The sequence below is a fragment of the Variovorax sp. W2I14 genome (genome assembly GCF_050435205.1).
GTDB classification, from domain to species: Bacteria; Pseudomonadota; Gammaproteobacteria; order Burkholderiales; family Burkholderiaceae_C; genus Variovorax; species Variovorax paradoxus_C.
In genome coordinates, this window is record NZ_JBNDJX010000001.1 from 5004000 (window position 1) to 5023501 (window position 19502).

Sequence of the window (19502 nt, forward strand, 5' to 3'; positions counted from 1 at the left end):
CACCATGGAAAACAAGGCCCATGCCCTCGCCGCCGGCGCCTTCGTGCTCGGCCTTCTGGCCGTGCTCGTCGGGCTGGTGATCTGGTTCACGCGCGACAACACCGTGCGCAACGTCTACGAGTTGTCCACCCGCGATGCCGTCAGCGGGCTGCAGCCGCAGGCGATGGTGCGCTACCGCGGCATCGCGGTCGGCAAGGTGGCGTCGATCGACTTCGACCCCAAGGTGAAGGGCAATGTGCGCGTGCGCATCACGGTCGACCAGCGCGTGCCGCTCACCACCTCCAGCTTTGCCACGCTGAGCTACCAGGGCGTGACGGGCCTGGCCTTCATCGCGCTGGACGACAAGGGCGAATCGCAGGTCGCACTCAAGCCCAACGACGACGATCCGCCGCGCATTCCACTCAAGCCCTCGATGCTCGCGCAGTTGCAGGACCGGGGCGAAGCCATCATCAACCAGGTCGAGGAAGTGACCAAGCGCGCCAACCAGTTGCTGAGCGACCCGAACCAGAAGCGCGCGGCCGATGCGCTGGAGAACATCGCTGCCGCCTCGGCCAGCGCCAACACACTGCTCAAGACGCTCGACAGCACGGTGAAGACCGGCCTGAACCCGGCGCTGGAGAAGCTGCCCGACACGCTGGGCACGGTGAAGAAGGCGGCCAGCGATGTCTCGCGCGTGGCCAATAACTTCAACACCACCGTGGGCCGGCTGAACGCGCCCGACGGCCCTGTCGAGCGGCTGAGCGACGGCACCAAGGCGCTCGCGCAGGCGGTCGATTCGTTCAACGCCGCCACGCTGCCGCGCGTGAACCGCGTGGCCGACGACACCTCGCATGCGGTGCGCCGGCTGGGCCGCGCGGCGGACAGCATCAACGACAACCCGCAATCGCTGCTGTTCGGCAACGGCGGCGCCGCGGCGGGCCCGGGCGAGCCGGGTTTCTCCGCGCCGGCCGTGCGTCCTTGATCGAAGGTGATGAGCATGAAGACAACCACCCATCCTCTTGCATCGGCCTTGGCGGGCCTCGGCATCGCGCTGCTGGTCGCCGGTTGCGGCGCGCTGCCCGACAAGCCGGCGCGCGCCAAGCTGTACGACTTCGGCCCCGGCGTTTCAGCCATGGCCACGGCCCCGGCCGCCGCGCCGTCACCCGCGCTGCCGATGCTCGCGCTGGCCGAGATCGAGGCCAACACCCGGCTGGACGGCACGCAGATCCTCTACCGCCTCGGCTACGCGGACACCAACGAACTGCGCCCCTATGGCCAGTCGCGCTGGAGCCAGCCGCCCGCGCAACTGCTTCGCCAGCGGCTGCGCGACAGCCTTGCGGAGCGCCGCACCGTGCTCGGCCCGGAGGAAAGCGCCACGCTCGCGCGCAGCAAGGGCGAGGTGCCCGACACGCTGCGCATCTCGCTGGACGAGTTCAGCCACTACTTCGATTCGCCCGCCAGCAGCGCCGGCCTGGTGCGCCTGCGCGCCACGCTGATCCGCGGCGGCACCGGCGGCGACCGCGTGCTCGGCCAGAAGACCTTCACCGTGCGCAGGCCCGCGCCCAGCGCCGACGCGCCCGGCGGCGTGAAGGCCCTGACGGCGGCCAGCGATGCGGCCGTGGCCGAAGTCACGCAGTGGATGGATGCACTGCAGCGGCAACCGCGGCAGTAAGCTGCAATCCCCCTGCGCAGCGCGCAGCTTCAAACCAAAGACGAGGAGACCCGCCCCATGAACGCAACACGCATCGTCGGCATCCTGCTGATCGTGGCAGGCATCGCGGGGCTGGGCCTCGGCGGCTTCAGCTTCACCAAGGAAACCCACCAGGCCAAGCTCGGCCCGCTGGAGTTCTCGGTGAAGGAAAAGCAGACCGTCAACTTCCCGGCCTGGGCCGGCGTAGCCGCCATCGTGGTGGGCGGCGCGCTGGTGCTGCTGGGCGGCAAGAAGAGTTGAGCACCCGCCCCGCGCGCTGCGGGATGGGTGGGTGAAGAGGAAGGCCGCGGCGGGGCGAAGCCGGCCTCCCATGCAATCCGTCACGCTGCTGGCGGTGCAATGGTGGCCGGAACATTTCTCGCAGTTCTTGCGCCGAGGGTGCCTTCGCACAATGCGCCCTCCTTCATTTCTGGCGCACTTCCATGAGCTCTCTTCAGATCATCCAGGACCACGACAAATGGCGCAAAGGCACGGGCGGCGCGCCCGCGGGACTGGCGGGTGAAAGCGACGGCAATGTCTACCTCGGCCTCGATCTCGGCCTGATCACCTTCACGTCCAGCACCTTCAAGAGCAGCCGCTTCGGCACCACCAGCTTCGTGGATGCCGTGTGGACCGCGTGCCGGTTCACCGGCTGCTCGTTCAGCCGGTGCGACATGCAGCGGATCAAGGTCAGCGGCTGTTCATTCGTGGGCTGCACCTTCGCGGCATCGCAACTCAGGGCCAGCAGCTTCAGCGACTGCACGTTCAGTCACTGCAACCTCATCTCGCTGAATTTCGATGCGAGCCACTGGTCGCAGGTCAAGCTGCTGGATTGCCGGGGCCAGCAAGTGAGCGCCGCCGACCTCGTCGGCGAGCAGGTGGACTTCACGGGAAGCCGGTTCGAGGACATGCAGTTCACCAACGCGCGCATCAACTGACGGAGAAGTGGTGCTGCGCTAGCCGCCCAGCCCTGCCAGCAAGCACGGCAACAGGTCTTCCGAAGTCCCGCGCAGCACCACCGCCGCCGAATCGTCCAGGTGCGGCAGCGGCTCCAGGTTCAGCGTGATGAGCCGGCTGCCGCGCGCCATCGCAAGCTCGGGCAGTTCGGCCGCCGGATAGACGATGGTCGTGCTGCCGACCACCAGGAAGAGGTCCGACTCCTGCGCCGCCACCTGGGCCTCGAGCAGCACGCCAGGGTTGAGCATCTCGCCGAACATCACGACGTCGGGCCGCGCATGCGAGCCGCAGCGCAGGCACCGGTGAAAGGGCCATGGCCCGCTGCGGTTGCCGCAGTGGTCGCAGCGCCAGCGGCGCAGCGACCCGTGGAGTTCGAGCACGTCGAGCCCGCCCGCCTGGGTGAGGAGCCCATCGACGTTCTGCGTGACCAGCCGCGTCGCCGGGCGCAGTCGCTGCAACTGCGCGAGCGCCCGGTGCCCCGGGTTGGGTGCGGCCGATTCGACGACCGACATCCGCTGGCCCCAGAACTTCGTGAAGCCCGAGGGGTCGCGCTGGAGGTCTTCGGCATGGGAGAACTGCAGGGCGTTCTGGCTTTTCCAGAGGCCGTCGGCATCGCGGTAGGTCGGGATGCCCGAGGCGCGGGACAAGCCGGCGCCCGAGAAAACCACGATGCGCCGGGCGTCGCGTAGCAGCGCGATGGCGGCTGCCAGCGGGGAAGAGAAAGAGGTGGTGTCGGTGGCGTCGGGTCGCGTCATCGCTCGGGTTTCGAAGATCCGGAAGGCCCTGCGGCGGGCGCGCCGAGCCGCTGCGACACGGCGCCCGCACAGGCCTTGAGTGCGCGTGAAAGCTCGCCGTCCCACGCGGTGTCGAAAACGCCGGACGGGCCGATCGCGGTCACGGCCAGCACGATGGCGCCGGTGTGGTCGAACACCGGCGCGGCCATGGCGCTCACGCCCTTGATCACTTCGCCGTCGGAGCGGCTGATGCCGTGTTCGCGCACTTCTTTGAGTTGGCGCTCGAAGTCGCTCCACGACGGCAGCGGCTGCGCGGCCGGCATGCCGCCGGCGGGTGCAGCGGGCTCGGCGGCTGCGCCCTTGCGCGGTTTCTGGCGCTGGCGCTCCTCTTCGAGCAGTTGCCGCACCGCGTCGGCATCCAGGTAGGCCGCGAAGATGCGCCCCGAAGCCGTGTTGGTCAGCGAGAACACCGTGCCGTGCCGCATGGTCACATGCACCGGCGACGGCGACTCGGCCGTGCGGACGATGGTCGCGCCGCGCGCGCCCCACACCGCCAGCGCCACCGTGTGGCCGATCTGCAGCGCCAGCGGGCTGAGCAGCGGGGTGGCGATGTGCACCGGATCGGCCTGCTGCAGGCTGATGAGCCCCAGTTGCAAGGCCAGCGGACCGAGCAGATAGTGGCCGCTGGCACGGTCCTGCTCGATGAGCCCGAGCCGCCCGAAGCTCACCATGTAGGGATGGGCCTTGGCGGGCGTCATGTCGGCCTCGCGCGCCAGGTCCTTGAGCGCCATCGGCCGGCCGTGGTGCACCAGCGCACGCAACAGCTGGCCGCCGACCTCGATGCTCTGGATGCCGCGCTGGGCGGAGCGGTCGGTCTCGGGGGGGGCGCTGCTGTCGCTGCTGTCGCTGGTGTGGCTGGAGTCCTCGGTCACAGGGCTGCCGATCGTTCGTTCATGAAGAAGGGATTAGACATTACCTGATCCGAGGCTTACACTGCGAAAATTCGTTATCCGCGAATTCGTTTGCCCTAAACGAATTTTCACAACGCTTTCCAACCCCACACAGACCGGAGACAACACGATGAGCCAAGCCAAGAAGTTCGCCAGCCAGGCCGACATGGAAGAAAAGAAGATCACCTTCAGCCAGATCTCGGAGCACGCCTGGGCCTACACCGCCGAGGGCGACCCGAACACCGGCATCGTGATCGGCGACGCCTCTGTGCTGGTCGCCGACACGCAAGCCACCCCCGCCATGGCCGCCGACGTGGTGCGCCGCATCCGCGAAGTGACCGACAAGCCCATCAAGTACGTGGTGCTTACCCATTACCACGCGGTGCGTGTGCTGGGCGCGGCGGGCTATGGCGCCGAGCACATCCTGGCGAGCCAGGACACCCGCGACCTGATCGTGGAGCGCGGCGAGGCCGACAAGGCCAGCGAAATCGGCCGCTTCCCGCGCCTCTTCCAGAACGTGGAGACCGTGCCCCCGGGCCTCACCTGGCCCACCATGACCTTCACCGGCAAGATGACGCTGTGGCTCGGCAAGCTCGAGGTGCAGCTGATCCAGCTGGGCCGCGGCCACACGAAGGGCGACACCGTCGTCTGGCTGCCGGGCGAGAAGACGCTGCTGTCGGGCGACCTGGTCGAGTTCGGCGCCACGCCGTACGCCGGCGACGCCTACTTCCAGGACTGGCCGCAGACGCTGGACAACATCGCCGCCCTGAAGCCCGCCGCCTTGGTGCCGGGCCGCGGCGCGGCGCTCACCACGCCGGCCGAGGTGGCCGAGGGCCTCACCGGCACGCGCAACTTCATCTCCGACGTGTATGCGAGCGTGCAGGAAGGCGTGAAGGCAGGCCGCGACCTGAACACGGTCTACAAGGACACCTACGCGAAGCTCAAGCCCAAGTACAGCCAGTGGGTGATCTTCGACCACTGCATGCCGTTCGACGTGAGCCGCGCGTACGACGAGGCCTCGGGCCACGCCGATCCGCGCGTGTGGACGGCCGAGCGGGACATCGAGATGTGGAAGGCGCTGGAAGGCTGATCGGTCTTGCCTTGCTCCCTCCCCCTCTGGGGGAGGGCTGGGGTGGGGGGCAGGCAGAGTGCCGGTTTCGAGCGCCGCTCGCCCCCATCCCAACCTTCCCCCAAAGGGGGAAGGAGCAAGACAAAGACAAAAGACACGGAGACAAACGTGATCGACTATCAAAGTCTGCGCTTCGACTACCACCGCCATGCCGACCAGGACGCAGCGCCCCCCGCCCATCACCCGGTGGTGATCGTCGGTGCCGGCCCGGTCGGCCTCACGCTCGCCATCGACCTCGCGTTGCGCCAGGTGCCTGTGGTGCTGCTCGACAACGACAACACCCTCTCCAGCGGCTCGCGCGCGATCTGCTTTGCCAAGCGCTCGCTCGAAGTGTTCGACCGCCTGGGCTGCGGCGACCGCATGGTCGACAAGGGCGTCTCTTGGAGCGTGGGCAAGGTGTTCTTCCACGACGAGCAGGTCTACCGCTTCGACCTGCTGCCCGAGCCCGGCCACGAGCGGCCCGCGTTCATCAACCTGCAGCAGTACTACGTCGAGGGCTACCTCGTCGAACGTGCCGCCGCGCTGCCGCTGATCGACCTGCGCTGGAACAACAAGGTGACGGGCATCGAACAGCGCGAGGACGGCGCGGTGCTCACGGTCGAGACACCCGAAGGCAACTATCAACTGTCGGCCGGCTACGTCGCCGCCTGCGACGGCTCGCGCTCCAACCTGCGCCAGCTGCTCGGCCAGGAGGCCAAGGGCCGCACCTTCCGCGACCGCTTCCTGATCGCCGACATCACGATAGATGCCGGTCCGCCGCCGGGCCGCCCCAAGGCGGACGCGCCCCCCTCGGGGGGGCAGCGAGGACACGAAGTGCCGAGCGTGGGGGGCGACATTCTCCCCACCGAGCGCCGCTTCTGGTTCGATCCTTCGTTCCATCCCGGCCAGAGCGTGCTGCTGCACAAGCAGGCCGACGGCATGTGGCGCGTCGACTTCCAGCTCGGCTGGGACGCCGACCCGGTGGAAGAACGCAAGCCCGAGCACATCACGCCGCGGGTGCGCGCGCTGCTCGACAGCATCGGTTTTGCGGACGTGCAGTTCCAGATCGGCTGGGCCAGCGTCTACACCTTCGCCTGCCAGCGCATGGAGCGCTTTCGCCATGGCCAGGTGCTGTTCGCGGGCGACTCGGCGCACGGCGTGTCGCCCTTCGGCGCGCGCGGTGCCAACTCGGGCGTGCAGGACGCGGACAACCTCGCGTGGAAACTTGCCGCGGTGCTGCAGGGCGATGCGCCCGATGCGCTGCTCGACAGCTATGCGAGCGAGCGTGAATACGCGGCCGACGAGAACATCCGCCACTCCACGCGCGCGACCGACTTCATCACGCCCAAGAGCGAGGTGAGCCGCCTGTTCCGCGACGCGGTGCTGGAACTGACCAAGCGCCATGCTTTTGCGCGCACGCTGGTCAACAGCGGTCGGCTCTCGGTGCCGGCGGTGCTGCGCGACTCGCCGCTCAACACGCCCGACGCGGATGCCTTCAAGGGCGCGATGGTGCCGGGCGCCGCAGCGGCCGATGCGCCGACCGTGCGAGCCGACGGAAGCACCGGCTGGCTGCTGCGCGAATGCCATGGCCTGCAGTTCACCGCGCTGGTCTTCGGCGCGGGCGAAGCCGCCGAGCGCAGCGCAGAGGTGCTGAAGGCCAGCGATGCGCCGCTGCACATCGTGCGCGTGCAAGGCACGACGCCCGAAGGCGAACTCGCCACCCAGCGCTACGACGCGCAACCCGGTACCGTCTACCTGCTGCGGCCCGACCAGCATGTGTGCGCGCGCTGGCGGCAACCCACCCCAGCGAACATCCGTGCGGCCATCGACCGCGCACTGGCAAGAGCATGACAAAGGCATGAGCATGCAAGCACTGATCACCACGCCGAACCTCGAGGCGCCCGACGATTTCTACGAAGCGCTCATCGAGGCGCACCAGGGGCTTTCCACCGAGGAGAGCCACGCCTTCAATGCGCGCCTCGTGCTCGTGCTGGCCAACCACATCGGCTCGCTCGCCGTGCTGCGCGAGGCCTTCGAAGCGGCGCGCGGCAGCTAGGCGCGCATTCCAACCTCATCGCGATTTTCGAAAGAGAACACCATGACCGACATTCCCGCCACCGAACGGCGCTACCTCGGCGGCTTCGGCAACGAATACGCCTCCGAAGCCATTTCTGGCGCCCTGCCGCAGGGCCGCAACAACCCGCAGCGCGGGCCGTTCGATCTCTACACCGAGCTGCTCTCGGGCACCGCCTTCACCGCGCCGCGCCATGAGAACCGCCGCACCTGGCTCTACCGCCGCCAGCCCTCGGTGGTGTCAGGCCGCTACCAGCCGTACGCGCAGCCGCACTGGACGACCGGCGGCGACCGCGAGATCGCGCTGCCGCCCGAGCCGATGCGCTGGCATCCGATGCCGCTCGATGGCGCGGCCGAGGCCGACTTCGTCGACGGCATGCACACGGTCGCGGCGAACGGCGATGCCGAATCGCAGGTCGGCATCGGCTCGCTGATGTACCTGGCCGGCCGCTCGATGGACAAGCGCGCCTTCGTCAACGCCGACGGCGAGATGCTGGTCGTGCCGCAGCAGGGCCGTTTGATCATCACGACGGAACTCGGCGTGCTCGACGTGAAGCCCGGCGAAATCGCGGTGCTGCCGCGCGGCATGGTCTTCAAGGTCGCGTTGCCCGATGGTCTCTCGCGCGGCTACGTCTGCGAGAACTACGGCGCGCATTTCCGCCTGCCCGAGCTCGGCCCCATCGGCTCGAACGGCCTCGCGAACGCGCGCGATTTCCAGGCCCCCGTGGCGGCGTTCGAGGAAGACGGCGGCGCCTATGAACTGGTCAAGAAATTCGCCGGCCGCTTCTGGAAGGCGCCGACAAAGCAGTCGCCCTTCAACGTGGTCGCCTGGCACGGCAACCTCGCGCCGGTGAAGTACGACACGGCGCACTTCATGGCCATCGGCTCGATCAGCTTCGACCATCCCGATCCGTCGATCTTCACCGTGCTGACCTCGCCGAGCGACACGCCCGGCACCGCGAACTGCGACTTCGTGATCTTCCCGCCGCGCTGGATGGTGATGGAAAACACCTTCCGTCCGCCGTGGTTCCACCGCAACCTCATGAGCGAATTCATGGGCCTGGTGCTCGGCGAATACGACGCCAAGCCGGGCGGCTTCAAGCCCGGCGGCGCGAGCCTGCACAACTGCATGGTGCCGCACGGCCCCGACGAGGAAGCCTTCGACAAGGCGACGCACGCGGACCTCAAGCCGCACAAGCTGGACAACACGCTGGCCTTCATGTTCGAGAGCCGCTTTCGCTTCATTCCGACGAACTTCGCGCTGAAGAGCCCGGCGCTCGACACCGACTACGCCGATTGCTGGGCGGGGTTGAAGGATCAGTTCAAGCCATGATGAAAAACGCCTTTGCTCTCACGCGCCGCGCGGTCGCCATCGCCGTGCTCGCTGCGCCCTTGTTCGCGCACGCGGCGGACTTTCCGTCGAAGCCGATCCGCTTCATCGTGCCCTACACACCCGGCGGCACCACCGACCTGGTGGCGCGCACCGTGGGCCAGAAGGTGTCGGAAAAGCTCGGCCAGCCGGTGCTCATCGACAACCGCGGCGGCGCGGGCGGCAACATCGGCATGGACGCCGTGGCCAAGGCCGCGCCCGACGGCTACACCATCGGCTTCGGCGCGATCTCGACCAATGCGCTGAACCCGCACATCTACAGGTCGATGGCCTTCGATCCGCGCAAGGACTTCACAGCGATCAGCCTGCTGGGCACCTCGACCATCGTGCTCGAAGTGCCGGCGGCATCGCCGATCAAGTCGGTGCCCGACCTGATCGCCGCCGCAAAGAAGAACCCGGGCCTGCCTTACGCCACCGCGGGCGCCGGCACGTCGATGAACCTGGCGGGCGTGATGTTCGCGCAGATGACCGGCACCGAGCTGACCCACGTCGCCTACAAGGGCAGTGGCCCGGCCATCACCGACATGCTGGGCAACAACATCGGCGTGATGTTCGACAACCTGCCGGCGTCGCTGCCGCACATCCAGGCGGGCAAGCTGCGTGCGCTGGCAGTGGCGGGGCCCGCGCGCTCGCCGTCGCTGCCCGACGTGCCGACGATGGCCGAAGCAGGCCTCAAGGGCTACGCGCTCGATCCGTGGTTCGGCGTGTACGGGCCGGCGAACCTGCCGGCGCCGGTCGTGAAGGCGCTGAACGAAGCCTTTGTCGAAGCGCTCGCGATGCCTGATGTGAAGGCCAAGCTGCAGCAGGCCGGCTTCTCGCCGCGCGGCTCGACCGCGCAGGAGCTGGCGACGCTCACGCAGAACGAATACCAGCGCCTGGGCGATGTGGCCAGGAAGGCCGGCATGACCGCGGACTGAAGGCCGACGCGCACGTAATCCACTCATTCACCCTCCCACCGTTCACGCTGAGCCTGTCGAAGCGCCGCGCAAGACTTCGACAAGCTCAGTCCGAACGGTTCCGGATTCCGTTCCCACCCATCCGGATTCCTCTCCCACCCAATTCAAGGACACGCATGACCGCACTGAACGCCACCCACGACCCAAAGCTGCGCAGCTGGGTCGCCTCGGCCAACGAAGCCGGCACCGACTTCCCGATCCAGAACCTGCCCTTCGGCCGCTTCCGCACCGCGGGCAGCAGCGAGGCCTTTCGGATCGGCGTCGCCATCGGCGACCAGGTGCTCGACCTGAAGGCTGCAGGCCTCGTCGACACCGACGACATGAACACGCTGATGGGCGCGAGCGTGAAGGACCGCCAGGCCCTGCGCGCCGCGATCTCCACGGGCCTCGCCGAAGGCAGCGACAAGCAGACGGCCTGGACGAAAGCGCTGCTCGCGCAAGCCAAGGCCGAGATGACGGTGCCCTGCCGCATCGGCGACTACACCGACTTCTACACCGGCATCCATCACGCGACCACCATCGGCAAGCTCTTCCGCCCCGACCAGCCGCTGATGCCCAACTACAAGTGGGTGCCCATCGGCTATCACGGCCGTGCGTCGTCCATCGGCGTGAGCGGCCAGGTCTTCAAGCGCCCGCAGGGCCAGACCAAGGCGCCCGATGCAGCCGAGCCGAGCTTCGGCCCGTCCAAGCGGCTCGACTACGAACTGGAGCTGGGCTTTCTGGTCGGCCGCGGCAACGCGCTGGGCGAGCCGATCGCCATCGGCGAGGCCGAAGACCACCTGTTCGGCGTGACGCTGCTCAACGACTGGTCGGCCCGCGACCTGCAGGCCTGGGAATACCAGCCGCTCGGCCCGTTCCTCGCGAAGAACTTCGCGAGCACGCTGTCGCCGTGGATCGTGACGATGGAGGCGCTCGCGCCGTTCCGCGCGAAGTTCGAGCGGCCCGCCGAAGATCCGCAACCGCTGCCGTATCTCGATGCGCCGTCGAACCGCGAAACCGGCGCGCTCGACATCACGCTCGAAGTGCTGCTGCAGACCGCGAAGATGCGCGCGGCCGGCGAAGCGCCCGCGCGCCTCACGCGCGGCAACACCACCGAGGCCGCCTACTGGACCGCCGCGCAACTCATCACGCACCACACGGTCAACGGCTGCAACCTGCAGCCCGGCGACCTGCTGGGTTCGGGCACGCTTTCGGGGCCGAAGCCCGACGAGGCCGGCTCGCTGATGGAACTGACGCTGGGCGGCAAGCAGCAGATCACGCTGCCGAACGGCGAGAAGCGCACCTTCCTCGAGGACGGCGACACGCTGGTCATGCGCGGCTACTGCGAGCGCGCGGGGGCTGTGCGTATCGGGCTGGGTGAAGTCAGCGGCACGGTGGCCGGCTGAGACCCCCGTGTTGTCCCCTCTCCCGCTCGCGGGAGAGGGCTAGGGTGAGGGCTGCGGGCCTCACCACATCGCGCGGCCTCGATGGCCGCTCACCCTCACCCCAACCCTCTCCCCCAGGGGAGATGGAGCAAGAGGTTCAAGGTGCAGGGGCTGCAGTCGCCGCCACGGGCCACGCCACTTCGCTCGCCACGCGCGGCTTGCCCATCGGCGCGCCGGCCTTGCCGATCTTGATGGCGGCCATGTCGGCCTCGCTCGGGTACTGGTCCATGAGCCAGTAGTCGAACACCCGGCGCGCGATGGGTGCCGCGGCGCCAGCGCCCCAGCCGGCGTTCTCCACGATCACCGCCACCGCGATCTTCGGATCGCTGACCGGCGCGAAGGCCATGAAGAGCGCGTGGTCGCGCTGGTGCTCCTCGAGCGCACGGGCGTTGTACTTGGTGTTCTGCGCCTGCGTCACCGCCTGCGCCGTGCCGGTCTTGCCGGCCGCCTGGTAACCCGCGCCCGCGAACACGCCGCGCGCGGTGCCGCTGGTGACCACGCTGGTCAGGCCCTCGCGGACCACCGCGACATTGGCAGCGGTGAAACCTAGGTTTTCCGCCGGCGGCTGCGGCAGCGGCACGACCTGTCCGCTCACCGTGTTGCGGGTCGCCAGCACGAGGTGCGGCTTGTGCTTCATGCCGCCGTCAGCCACGATGGCCGTCGCCTGCGCGAGCTGCAGCATGGTGAAGGCGTTGTAGCCCTGGCCGATGCCCAGCGAAATGGTCTCGCCCGCATACCACTTCTTCGCCTCGGGCCGCTTATAGGCGTTGCGCTTCCACTCGGTGCTGGGCAGCACGCCGCGCACCTCGCCGCCCAGGTCGATGCCGGTGATCTGGCCGAAGCCCAGCGGCTTCATGAAGTCGTGGATCAGGTCCACGCCCATCTCGTTGGCCAGCGAGTAGTAGTAGATATTGCTCGAGAGCTGGATCGAGCGCCGCATGTCGACGCCGCCCAGGTTGCCTTCGGGGCTGCCGAAGCGGTGGCCGCCGAAGTTGAAGTAGCCGGGGTCGTTCACCACCACGCTCGCGCCGCGCTTGCCGGTCTGCAGCGCCGCCAGCGCCATGAAGGGCTTGTAGGTGGAGCCGGGCGGGTAGGTGCCGCGCAGCGCGCGGTTGAGCAGCGGCTTGTCGAGCGATTCGCTCAGCTCTTTCCAGCTCTCGGTGTCGATGCCTTCGACGAACAGGTTGGGGTCGAACGTGGGCTTGCTCACGAAGGCCAGCACCTCGCCCGTCTTGGGATCGATGGCCACCAGCGCGCCGCGGCGGTCGCCGAACATGTCTTCGACCAGCTTCTGCAGCTTGATGTCGAGCGACAGCATCACGGTGTTGCCCGGCGTCGCCGGATGGCTCGCGAGCCGGCGGATGGCACGCCCGCCCGCGGAGGTTTCCATCTGCTCCACGCCGGTCTGGCCGTGCAGCGTTTTCTCGTAGCTCTGCTCGATGCCCAGCTTGCCGATGTAGTCGGTGCCCTTGTAGTTGGCCTGCTCTTCTTCTTCCCAGTCTTCCATCGCGGTCTTCTCGCGCTGGTTGATGCGGCCGATGTAGCCGAGCACGTGCGAGCCGGTCTCGCCGTTCGGGTAGTTGCGGAACAGGCGCGCCTTGATCTCCACGCCCGGGAAGCGGTAGCGCTGGGCCGCGAAGCGCGCGACCTCTTCGTCGCTCAGGCGGGTGCGGATCGGGATGGAGTCGAAGCTGCGCGAGTCTTCGCGCAGGCGCTTGAAACGGCGGCGGTCGCGCGGCGAGACTTCGAGCACTTGCGTGAGGTTGTCGATGGTCTCCTCGACATCGTTCACCTTGGAAGGCGTGATCTCCAGCGTGTAGGCCGAGTAGTTCGAGGCCAGCACGATGCCGTTGCGGTCGAGGATCAGGCCCCGGTTGGGCACCACCGGCACGATGGCCGTGCGGTTGCTCTCGGCCTGCTCGGCCAGGTCTTCATGCCGCGTGACCTGCAGGTAGATCAGCCGCGAACTCAGCAGGCCGAACGCGAAAAGCACAGCGAGGCCGATCACGATCACGCGGCGCTTGAAGCGCGCGAGGTCGGCGGCGACGTTGCGGATTTCGGTCATGGCGGTGGGAGCTTAGGCGCGCGCTGGGGCAATGGCAAATGCCGCGGGCAGGGCTTAGAGGGGGCGGTTCTCGTCCGGTTCCGGGGTGCGGCGTTGGGGGGCCAGCAACAACGCGCTTGCCAAGGGCCACAGCGCAGCCTCCACACCCGGCGAGATCAGCACCGACCAACCCGGGAACACGCCGCCGCCGATCATCCGCGTGATGACTTCGATCAGTTGCGACAGCGCAAAGAGCGGCAGCACCTGCAGCGCCTGCGACAGCACCGGATACCAGAGCAGCCGCCGGTGGATCATGATCGCGAAGAAGCCCAGCGTCGTATAGGACAGCGCATGCTGGCCGAGCATGGAGGCCTGGTGCACGTCCATGCAGAGGCCGAATACGAAGGCCGCACCGATGCCCACGCGCGAGGGCTGGTGCACGCCCCAGAACACGATCACCAGCGCCAGCAGGTCGGGCATCCAGGCGGCACGGCCGATGGGGATCATGTTGACCAGCAGCGCCACGATGAGGCTGGTCCACATGAAGAGGGGGCTGACGGGCAGCAGGAGCTGCTGCTGGCCGGGACGCTTGATCATCGGCCGCCTCCTCCTGCAGGTTTTTTCTCGTTCTTGCCGGCGCCGGGCTTCCCCTCGGCGCGCTTGCGCTGCGTGGTCGCCGGCGCGGCGGGTGGCGGCGCGGTCGGGGCACCGGTCGGCTCGAGCACCAGCACGTAGCGCGCGGCGGTCACGCTGGCGAGCGGCACACAGTAGATGCGGGCAAAGGCCGAGTCGGCGCGGCGCTCGATGCGCTCGATCTTCGCGACCGGCAGGCCCGCCGGGTAGATGCCGTCGACGCCGCTGGTGGAGAGCAGGTCGCCCTCCTGCAGGTCGGCGTTGGCGGCCATGAAGCGCAGCTCCAGGCCGCCGCCGTGCGCCGAGGCGTCGCCGAAGGCCACGCTGCGCACGCCCGTGCGGGTGTTCTGCACGGGAATCGCGAGGTCGCGGTCGATCACCAGCGTGACTTCGCTCGTGAGGGGCAGCACCTGCGTGACCTGTCCGAGCACGCCGTGCGCGTCGATCACCGGCGAGCCGGCGGCCACGCCGTGGGCGAGGCCCTGGTCGATGACGATCTTGCGGGTGTAGGGGTCGGCCGCGTCGTACAGCACCTCGGCCGCGCGGCCCGGCGTGGTGGTGGTCTGGCGCAACTCGAGCAGCTCGCGCAGGCGCGCGTTGTCCTGCGCCAGCGTGTCGGCCTGGCTCGCGCGCTGGGCCTGCATCATCAGCGCCTTGCGGGCATCGGCCTCGTTGCGCTGGGCGGTCTGCAGGTCTTCGAGGTAGCGCCCGCCGCCCATCATGAGCTGCACCGGCTTGAGCGCCACCCATTGCACCGGGTAGAGCACCGCGCCGAGCGTCGCGCGGATCGGCTGCACGATATGAAAGCGTGCATCGGCCACCATGAGGAACAGGGAGAGCGCGCCGAAGAAGATCAGCTTGCTGAGTGCCGACTGTCCCTGGTTGAACAGGGGTGGCGCTGTGCGATCGAGCGTGCCCAGAGGCATGAATTCAGACCCGGCGGTGGTGCGGAATCAAATAACAAAAAGCCGGCCTATGCAAGCAGAGGCCGGCCGATGATGGCTTTCGCCTTTTACTCGCTCGTGAAGATGCTGCCCAGACGGTCCATGCGCTCGAGGGCGATGCCGCAGCCGCGCACCACGCAGGTCAGCGGGTCTTCGGCCACGAGCACCGGGAGGCCGGTTTCCTCGGCCAGCAGGCGGTCGAGGTCGCGCAGCAGGGCGCCGCCGCCGGTGAGCATCATGCCGCGATCGGCGATGTCGGCGCCCAGTTCGGGCGGCGTCTGCTCCAGCGCGTTCTTCACGGCCGAGACGATGTTGTTGAGCGGATCGGTCAGGGCTTCCAGCACTTCGTTGCTGCTGATGGTGAAGCTGCGCGGCACGCCTTCGGAAAGGTTGCGGCCCTTGACTTCCATTTCCTTGACTTCGGAGCCCGGGAAGGCCGAGCCGATGGTCTTCTTGATGACTTCGGCCGTCGGCTCGCCGATCAGCATGCCGTAGTTGCGGCGGATGTAGTTGATGATGGCTTCGTCGAAGCGGTCGCCGCCCACGCGGACTGAGCCCTTGTAGACCATGCCGCCCAGCGAGATCACGCCCACTTCGGTGGTGCCGCCGCCGATGTCCACCACCATCGAGCCCGAGGCTTCGCTGACGGGGAGGCCTGCGCCGATGGCCGCGGCCATGGGTTCTTCGATGAGGTAGACCGAGGTGGCGCCGGCAGCTTCGGCCGCGTCCTTGATGGCGCGGCGCTCGACCTGGGTCGAGCCGCAGGGCACACAGATGATGATGCGCGGGCTCGGCGTGAGCAGCGTGCGCGGGTGCACCATCTTGATGAACTGCTTGATCATCTGCTCGGTGATCACGAAGTCGGCGATCACGCCGTCCTTCATCGGGCGGATCGCCTCGATGTTGCCGGGCACCTTGCCCAGCATGGCCTTGGCTTCGCGGCCGACAGCCTGGATCACCTTCTTGCCGTGGGGGCCGCCTTCGTGGCGGATCGCGACGACCGAGGGCTCGTCCAGCACGATGCCCTTGTTGCGGGCGAATATCAGGGTGTTGGCGGTGCCGAGGTCGATCGCAAGGTCGGTGGAAAAGTACCGACGGAAAGCTCCAAACATGTGCGGAATCCTCTGAGCACGGCCTGCGCATCGGCAGGTCGTCGCTCTATTTTTGGGTCGTTTGACGGGGTGAATTGATCGTTTTTGGCGCAAAAGCCGGCGCGTTCGCGGGGGTTGCGGCAAAGGCGGGATAATACCCGAATCCCCTCTGATTCCCGTGTTAGCACCCCCTTAGGCGTGCGATTACCTTCGGTTTTTTGACCGGTCCGACCCATGTCCCTTGACGCTTCAGATATCGCACGCATCGCCTCCCTGGCGCGGCTGCAGCTTGCCTCCGACGAAAGCGAGCGCATGCTCAGCCAGATCAACGGCTTTTTCGATTTAGTCGAACGTATGCGTTCGGTCGATACCGCCGGCATCGAGCCCCTGGCCCATCCGGTTGCTGCCATCGAAGACATCACCCTGCGCCTGCGCGACGACGTGGTGAGCGAACCCGACAACCGCGAAGCCAACCAGAAGAGCGCCCCCGCCGTCGAAGCCGGCCTTTTCCTCGTGCCCAAGGTGATCGAATAATGAGCGGCGAACAGCAACTGCACCAGATGGGCGTGGTAGCCCTGGCCAAGGCCTTGGCCGAGCGCAAGGTCTCGGCCGTCGAAGCCTCGCAGGCTTTTCTCGGCCGCATGAAGGCCCACGAATCGCTCGGCACCTTTGTCGACGTCAATGAAGAAGTCACGCTGGCCCAGGCCCGCAAGGCCGATGCGCTCCTCGCCGCCGGCAATGCTCCGGCGCTGGCCGGCGTGCCGATCGCGCACAAGGACATCTTCGTCACCACCGATTTCGCCACCACCGCCGGCTCGAAGATGCTCGCGGGCTACCGCTCGCCCTTCGACGCGACCGTGGTGCGCCGCCTGGCCGAGGCTGGCGCGGTCACGCTCGGCAAGCTGAGCTGCGACGAGTTCGCGATGGGCTCGGCCAACGAGAACGTCGCCGTGCCCGCCGTGGGCCACGACAAGGCCGTGCCGGTGCAGAACCCGTGGAACCGCGACCGCATTCCGGGCGGCTCTTCAGGCGCCAGCGCGGCGGCCGTGGCGGCACGCCTCGCGCCCGCGGCCACCGGCACCGACACCGGCGGCTCGATCCGCCAGCCCGCATCGTTCTGCGGCGTGACCGGCATCAAGCCGACCTACGGCCGCGCCTCGCGCTACGGCATGGTGGCCTTCGCATCGAGCCTCGACCAGGCCGGTCCGATGGCCCGTTCGGCCGAAGACTGCGCGCTGCTGCTCTCGGCCTTCTGCGGCCCCGATCTCGACCGCGATTCGACCTCCATCGACAAGCCCGCCGAAGACTTCGGCCGCGCGCTGAACGACTCGCTCGAGGGCCTTCGCATCGGCGTGCCGAAGGAGTTCTTCGGCGAAGGCGTGGCACCCGGCGTGCGCGCCGCCATCGACGCAGCGCTCGCGCAATACGAGAAGCTCGGCGCCAAGCGCGTCGAGGTGTCGCTGCCGCGCACCGAGCTGTCGATTCCCGTGTACTACATCCTGGCCGCGGCGGAAGCGTCGAGCAACCTGAGCCGCTTCGACGGCGTGAAGTTCGGCCATCGCGCAAAGCAGTACAAGGACCTGTCCGACATGTACGAGAAGACGCGTGCCGAGGGCTTCGGAGACGAAGTGAAGCGCCGCATCATGATCGGCACCTACGTGCTCTCGCACGGCTACTACGACGCGTACTACCTGCAGGCGCAGAAGGTGCGCCGCATGATCGCCGACGACTTCCAGCAGGCGCTGAAGCAATGCGACGTGATCGCCGGCCCCGCCGCGCCGACCACCGCCTGGAAGATCGGCGAACACGGCGACGACCCGGTGGCCGACTACCTCGCCGACATCTTCACGCTGCCCGCATCGCTGGCCGGCTTGCCGGGCATGAGCGTGCCCGCGGGCTTCGACGGCGGCATGCCCGTCGGCCTGCAGCTGATCGGCAACTACTTCGGCGAAGCCAAGCTGCTCAACGCAGCCCACCGCTTCCAGCAAGCCACCGACTGGCACACGCGCACGCCGGAGGGCTTCTGAAATGAGCGAGACCGCAGTGAACACCTTCGAAGCACAACAACAAGGCCGCCCGACCGGCCCGCTCGTGCGCGGCTATGAAGTCATCATCGGCTTCGAGACGCACGCGCAACTCTCGACCGCGAGCAAGATCTTCAGCCGCGCCTCCACCGCCTTCGGTGCCGAGCCCAACACGCAGGCCTGCGCGGTGGACCTCGCGTTGCCCGGCACGCTGCCGGTGATGAACAAGGGCGCGGTCGAACGCGCCATCAAGCTGGGTCTGGCGCTCGGCTCGCACGTTGCGCCGCGCAGCGTGTTCGCGCGCAAGAACTACTTCTATCCCGACCTGCCCAAGGGCTACCAGATCAGCCAGTTCGAGATTCCGGTCGTGCAGGGTGGCTCGGTGTCTTTCTTCCTCGGCGAAGAGAAGAAGACCGTGCGCCTCGTGCGCGCCCACCTGGAAGAAGACGCGGGCAAGTCGCTGCACGAGGACTTCATCGGCCAGAGCGGCATCGACCTGAACCGCGCCGGCACGCCGCTGCTGGAGATCGTGACCGAGCCCGACATGCGCTCCACCGCCGAGGCCGTGGCCTATGCAAAGGAACTGCACAAGATCGTGACGTGGATCGGCATCTGCGACGGCAACATGCAGGAAGGCAGCTTCCGCTGCGATGCCAACGTGTCGGTGCGCAAGCCCGGCGACAAGCTGGGCACGCGGCGAGAGATCAAGAACCTGAACAGCTTCAAGTTCATGCAGCAGGCCATCGACTACGAGATCCGCTGGCAGATCGAGGAGATCGAGGACGGCCGCAAGGTCGAGCAGGCCACCGTGCTGTTCAACCCCGACACCGGCGAGACGCGTGCGATGCGCGCCAAGGAAGACTCGGCCGACTACCGCTACTTCCCCGACCCGGACCTGCCGCCGCTGGTGATCGCGGCCGACTGGATCGAACGCGTGCGCGGCGAAATGCCCGAGCTGCCGCGTGCGATGGCCGAGCGCTATGTGCGCGACCATGGCCTGTCGGAATACGACGCGGCGCAGCTCACGCAGAGCCTCGCGCTCGCGCACTACTTCGATGAAGCGGTGAAGGCCGGCGCGACGCCGAAGCTCGCGAGCAACTGGATCACCGGCGAGATGGCGCGTCGCCTGAACGCAAAAGAGATTGGCATCGAAGCGGCACCGGTCGGCGCGTTGCAGCTCGGCCAACTGATCAAGCGCATCGCCGACGGCACGCTGCCGAACAACGCGGCACGCCAGGTGTTCGATGCGCTCTGGACCGGCGAAGGCAGCGACGTGGACGCGATCATCGAAGCCAAGGACCTGAAGCCGATGGCCGACACTGGCGCGCTCGACGCGATCCTCGACGAAGTCATCGCCAAGAACGCGAAGAACGTCGAGGAATACCGTGGCGGCAAGGAGAAGGCGCTGAACGGCCTCGTGGGTCAGGTGATGAAGGCCAGCGGCGGCAAGGCCAATCCGGCGCAGGTCACCGAACTGCTGAAAGCCAAGCTGGGCTGATCGATCC

Annotated in this window: 19 protein-coding genes; 13 read left to right on the plus strand and 6 right to left on the minus strand. The window is 67.8% G+C overall.

Annotation, left to right across the window (positions count from 1 at the left end):
• Positions 1 to 4 precede the first annotated feature (4 nt).
• The 4 genes from QF040_RS23305 to QF040_RS23320 all read left to right on the plus strand — a co-directional run bounded on the left by QF040_RS23305 (position 5) and on the right by QF040_RS23320 (position 2607).
• On the plus strand, positions 5 to 961 hold the full coding sequence (locus tag QF040_RS23305) for an MlaD family protein (protein WP_429613012.1): 957 nt from the start codon (positions 5 to 7) through the stop codon (positions 959 to 961).
• 15 nt (positions 962 to 976) lie between these two features.
• On the plus strand, positions 977 to 1651 hold the full coding sequence (locus QF040_RS23310; RefSeq protein WP_429613013.1) for an ABC-type transport auxiliary lipoprotein family protein: 675 nt from the start codon (positions 977 to 979) through the stop codon (positions 1649 to 1651).
• A 57-nt stretch (positions 1652 to 1708) separates the two neighbouring features.
• The gene (locus tag QF040_RS23315; RefSeq protein WP_013538774.1) at positions 1709 to 1930 is read left to right on the plus strand and encodes a hypothetical protein; all 222 of its coding nucleotides are present in this window, start codon (positions 1709 to 1711) and stop codon (positions 1928 to 1930) included.
• Positions 1931 to 2112: 182 nt separating this feature from the next.
• Complete coding sequence (locus QF040_RS23320) at positions 2113 to 2607, plus strand: pentapeptide repeat-containing protein (RefSeq protein ID WP_307604684.1); 495 nt, start codon at positions 2113 to 2115, stop codon at positions 2605 to 2607.
• An 18-nt stretch (positions 2608 to 2625) separates the two neighbouring features.
• On the opposite strand, the gene QF040_RS23325 is transcribed toward QF040_RS23320, so the two are convergent.
• Positions 2626 to 3381, minus strand: coding sequence for an SIR2 family NAD-dependent protein deacylase (locus tag QF040_RS23325; RefSeq protein ID WP_429613014.1), 756 nt, complete (start codon positions 3379 to 3381; stop codon positions 2626 to 2628).
• Positions 3378 to 4292 carry an IclR family transcriptional regulator gene (locus QF040_RS23330; protein ID WP_429613015.1) on the minus strand — a complete coding sequence of 305 codons (915 nt, stop codon included), beginning with the start codon at positions 4290 to 4292 and terminating at the stop codon, positions 3378 to 3380. The genes QF040_RS23325 and QF040_RS23330 overlap by 4 nt, the downstream gene beginning before the upstream one ends.
• A 148-nt stretch (positions 4293 to 4440) precedes the next feature.
• Between QF040_RS23330 and QF040_RS23335 the strand changes: the two genes are divergently transcribed.
• From QF040_RS23335 to fahA, 6 genes are all read left to right on the plus strand, one after another.
• Positions 4441 to 5400, plus strand: coding sequence for an MBL fold metallo-hydrolase (locus QF040_RS23335; protein ID WP_307512071.1), 960 nt, complete (start codon positions 4441 to 4443; stop codon positions 5398 to 5400).
• A 147-nt stretch (positions 5401 to 5547) separates the two neighbouring features.
• Positions 5548 to 7269, plus strand: coding sequence for an FAD-dependent oxidoreductase (locus QF040_RS23340; protein WP_429613016.1), 1722 nt, complete (start codon positions 5548 to 5550; stop codon positions 7267 to 7269).
• A gap of 13 nt (positions 7270 to 7282) precedes the next feature.
• Positions 7283 to 7474 carry a DUF2783 domain-containing protein gene (locus QF040_RS23345; protein ID WP_429613017.1) on the plus strand — a complete coding sequence of 64 codons (192 nt, stop codon included), beginning with the start codon at positions 7283 to 7285 and terminating at the stop codon, positions 7472 to 7474.
• Positions 7475 to 7516: 42 nt separating this feature from the next.
• The gene (gene hmgA / locus QF040_RS23350) at positions 7517 to 8824 is read left to right on the plus strand and encodes a homogentisate 1,2-dioxygenase (RefSeq protein WP_429613018.1); all 1308 of its coding nucleotides are present in this window, start codon (positions 7517 to 7519) and stop codon (positions 8822 to 8824) included.
• Complete coding sequence (locus tag QF040_RS23355; RefSeq protein ID WP_429614687.1) at positions 8824 to 9798, plus strand: Bug family tripartite tricarboxylate transporter substrate binding protein; 975 nt, start codon at positions 8824 to 8826, stop codon at positions 9796 to 9798. Before hmgA ends, QF040_RS23355 begins: the two co-directional genes overlap by 1 nt.
• A 155-nt stretch (positions 9799 to 9953) precedes the next feature.
• A complete protein-coding gene (gene fahA / locus QF040_RS23360) occupies positions 9954 to 11222 on the plus strand; it encodes a fumarylacetoacetase (protein WP_429613019.1) in 1269 nt (422 codons plus the stop codon).
• A gap of 136 nt (positions 11223 to 11358) precedes the next feature.
• On the opposite strand, the gene mrdA is transcribed toward fahA, so the two are convergent.
• The 4 genes from mrdA to QF040_RS23380 form a co-directional block, all read right to left on the minus strand.
• Complete coding sequence (mrdA, locus tag QF040_RS23365) at positions 11359 to 13326, minus strand: penicillin-binding protein 2 (RefSeq protein ID WP_429613020.1); 1968 nt, start codon at positions 13324 to 13326, stop codon at positions 11359 to 11361.
• Between the two features lie 54 nt (positions 13327 to 13380).
• Positions 13381 to 13902: a rod shape-determining protein MreD gene (gene mreD, locus QF040_RS23370; RefSeq protein ID WP_307603887.1), complete on the minus strand. Its 522-nt coding sequence runs from the start codon at positions 13900 to 13902 to the stop codon at positions 13381 to 13383.
• On the minus strand, positions 13899 to 14864 hold the full coding sequence (gene mreC / locus QF040_RS23375) for a rod shape-determining protein MreC (RefSeq protein WP_429613021.1): 966 nt from the start codon (positions 14862 to 14864) through the stop codon (positions 13899 to 13901). Before mreC ends, mreD begins: the two co-directional genes overlap by 4 nt.
• An 86-nt stretch (positions 14865 to 14950) precedes the next feature.
• Positions 14951 to 15994, minus strand: coding sequence for a rod shape-determining protein (locus tag QF040_RS23380; protein WP_013538761.1), 1044 nt, complete (start codon positions 15992 to 15994; stop codon positions 14951 to 14953).
• 213 nt (positions 15995 to 16207) lie between these two features.
• Between QF040_RS23380 and gatC the strand changes: the two genes are divergently transcribed.
• From gatC to gatB, 3 genes are read left to right on the plus strand one after another with little or no spacing between them, the layout of a single operon-like run.
• Positions 16208 to 16507, plus strand: coding sequence for an Asp-tRNA(Asn)/Glu-tRNA(Gln) amidotransferase subunit GatC (gatC, locus tag QF040_RS23385; protein WP_013538760.1), 300 nt, complete (start codon positions 16208 to 16210; stop codon positions 16505 to 16507).
• Positions 16507 to 18000, plus strand: a complete 1494-nt coding sequence (gene gatA, locus QF040_RS23390; RefSeq protein ID WP_429613022.1) for an Asp-tRNA(Asn)/Glu-tRNA(Gln) amidotransferase subunit GatA — start codon at positions 16507 to 16509, stop codon at positions 17998 to 18000. Before gatC ends, gatA begins: the two co-directional genes overlap by 1 nt.
• A gap of 1 nt (position 18001) precedes the next feature.
• The gene (gene gatB / locus QF040_RS23395) at positions 18002 to 19495 is read left to right on the plus strand and encodes an Asp-tRNA(Asn)/Glu-tRNA(Gln) amidotransferase subunit GatB (RefSeq protein WP_429613023.1); all 1494 of its coding nucleotides are present in this window, start codon (positions 18002 to 18004) and stop codon (positions 19493 to 19495) included.
• Positions 19496 to 19502: the final 7 nt, after the last annotated feature.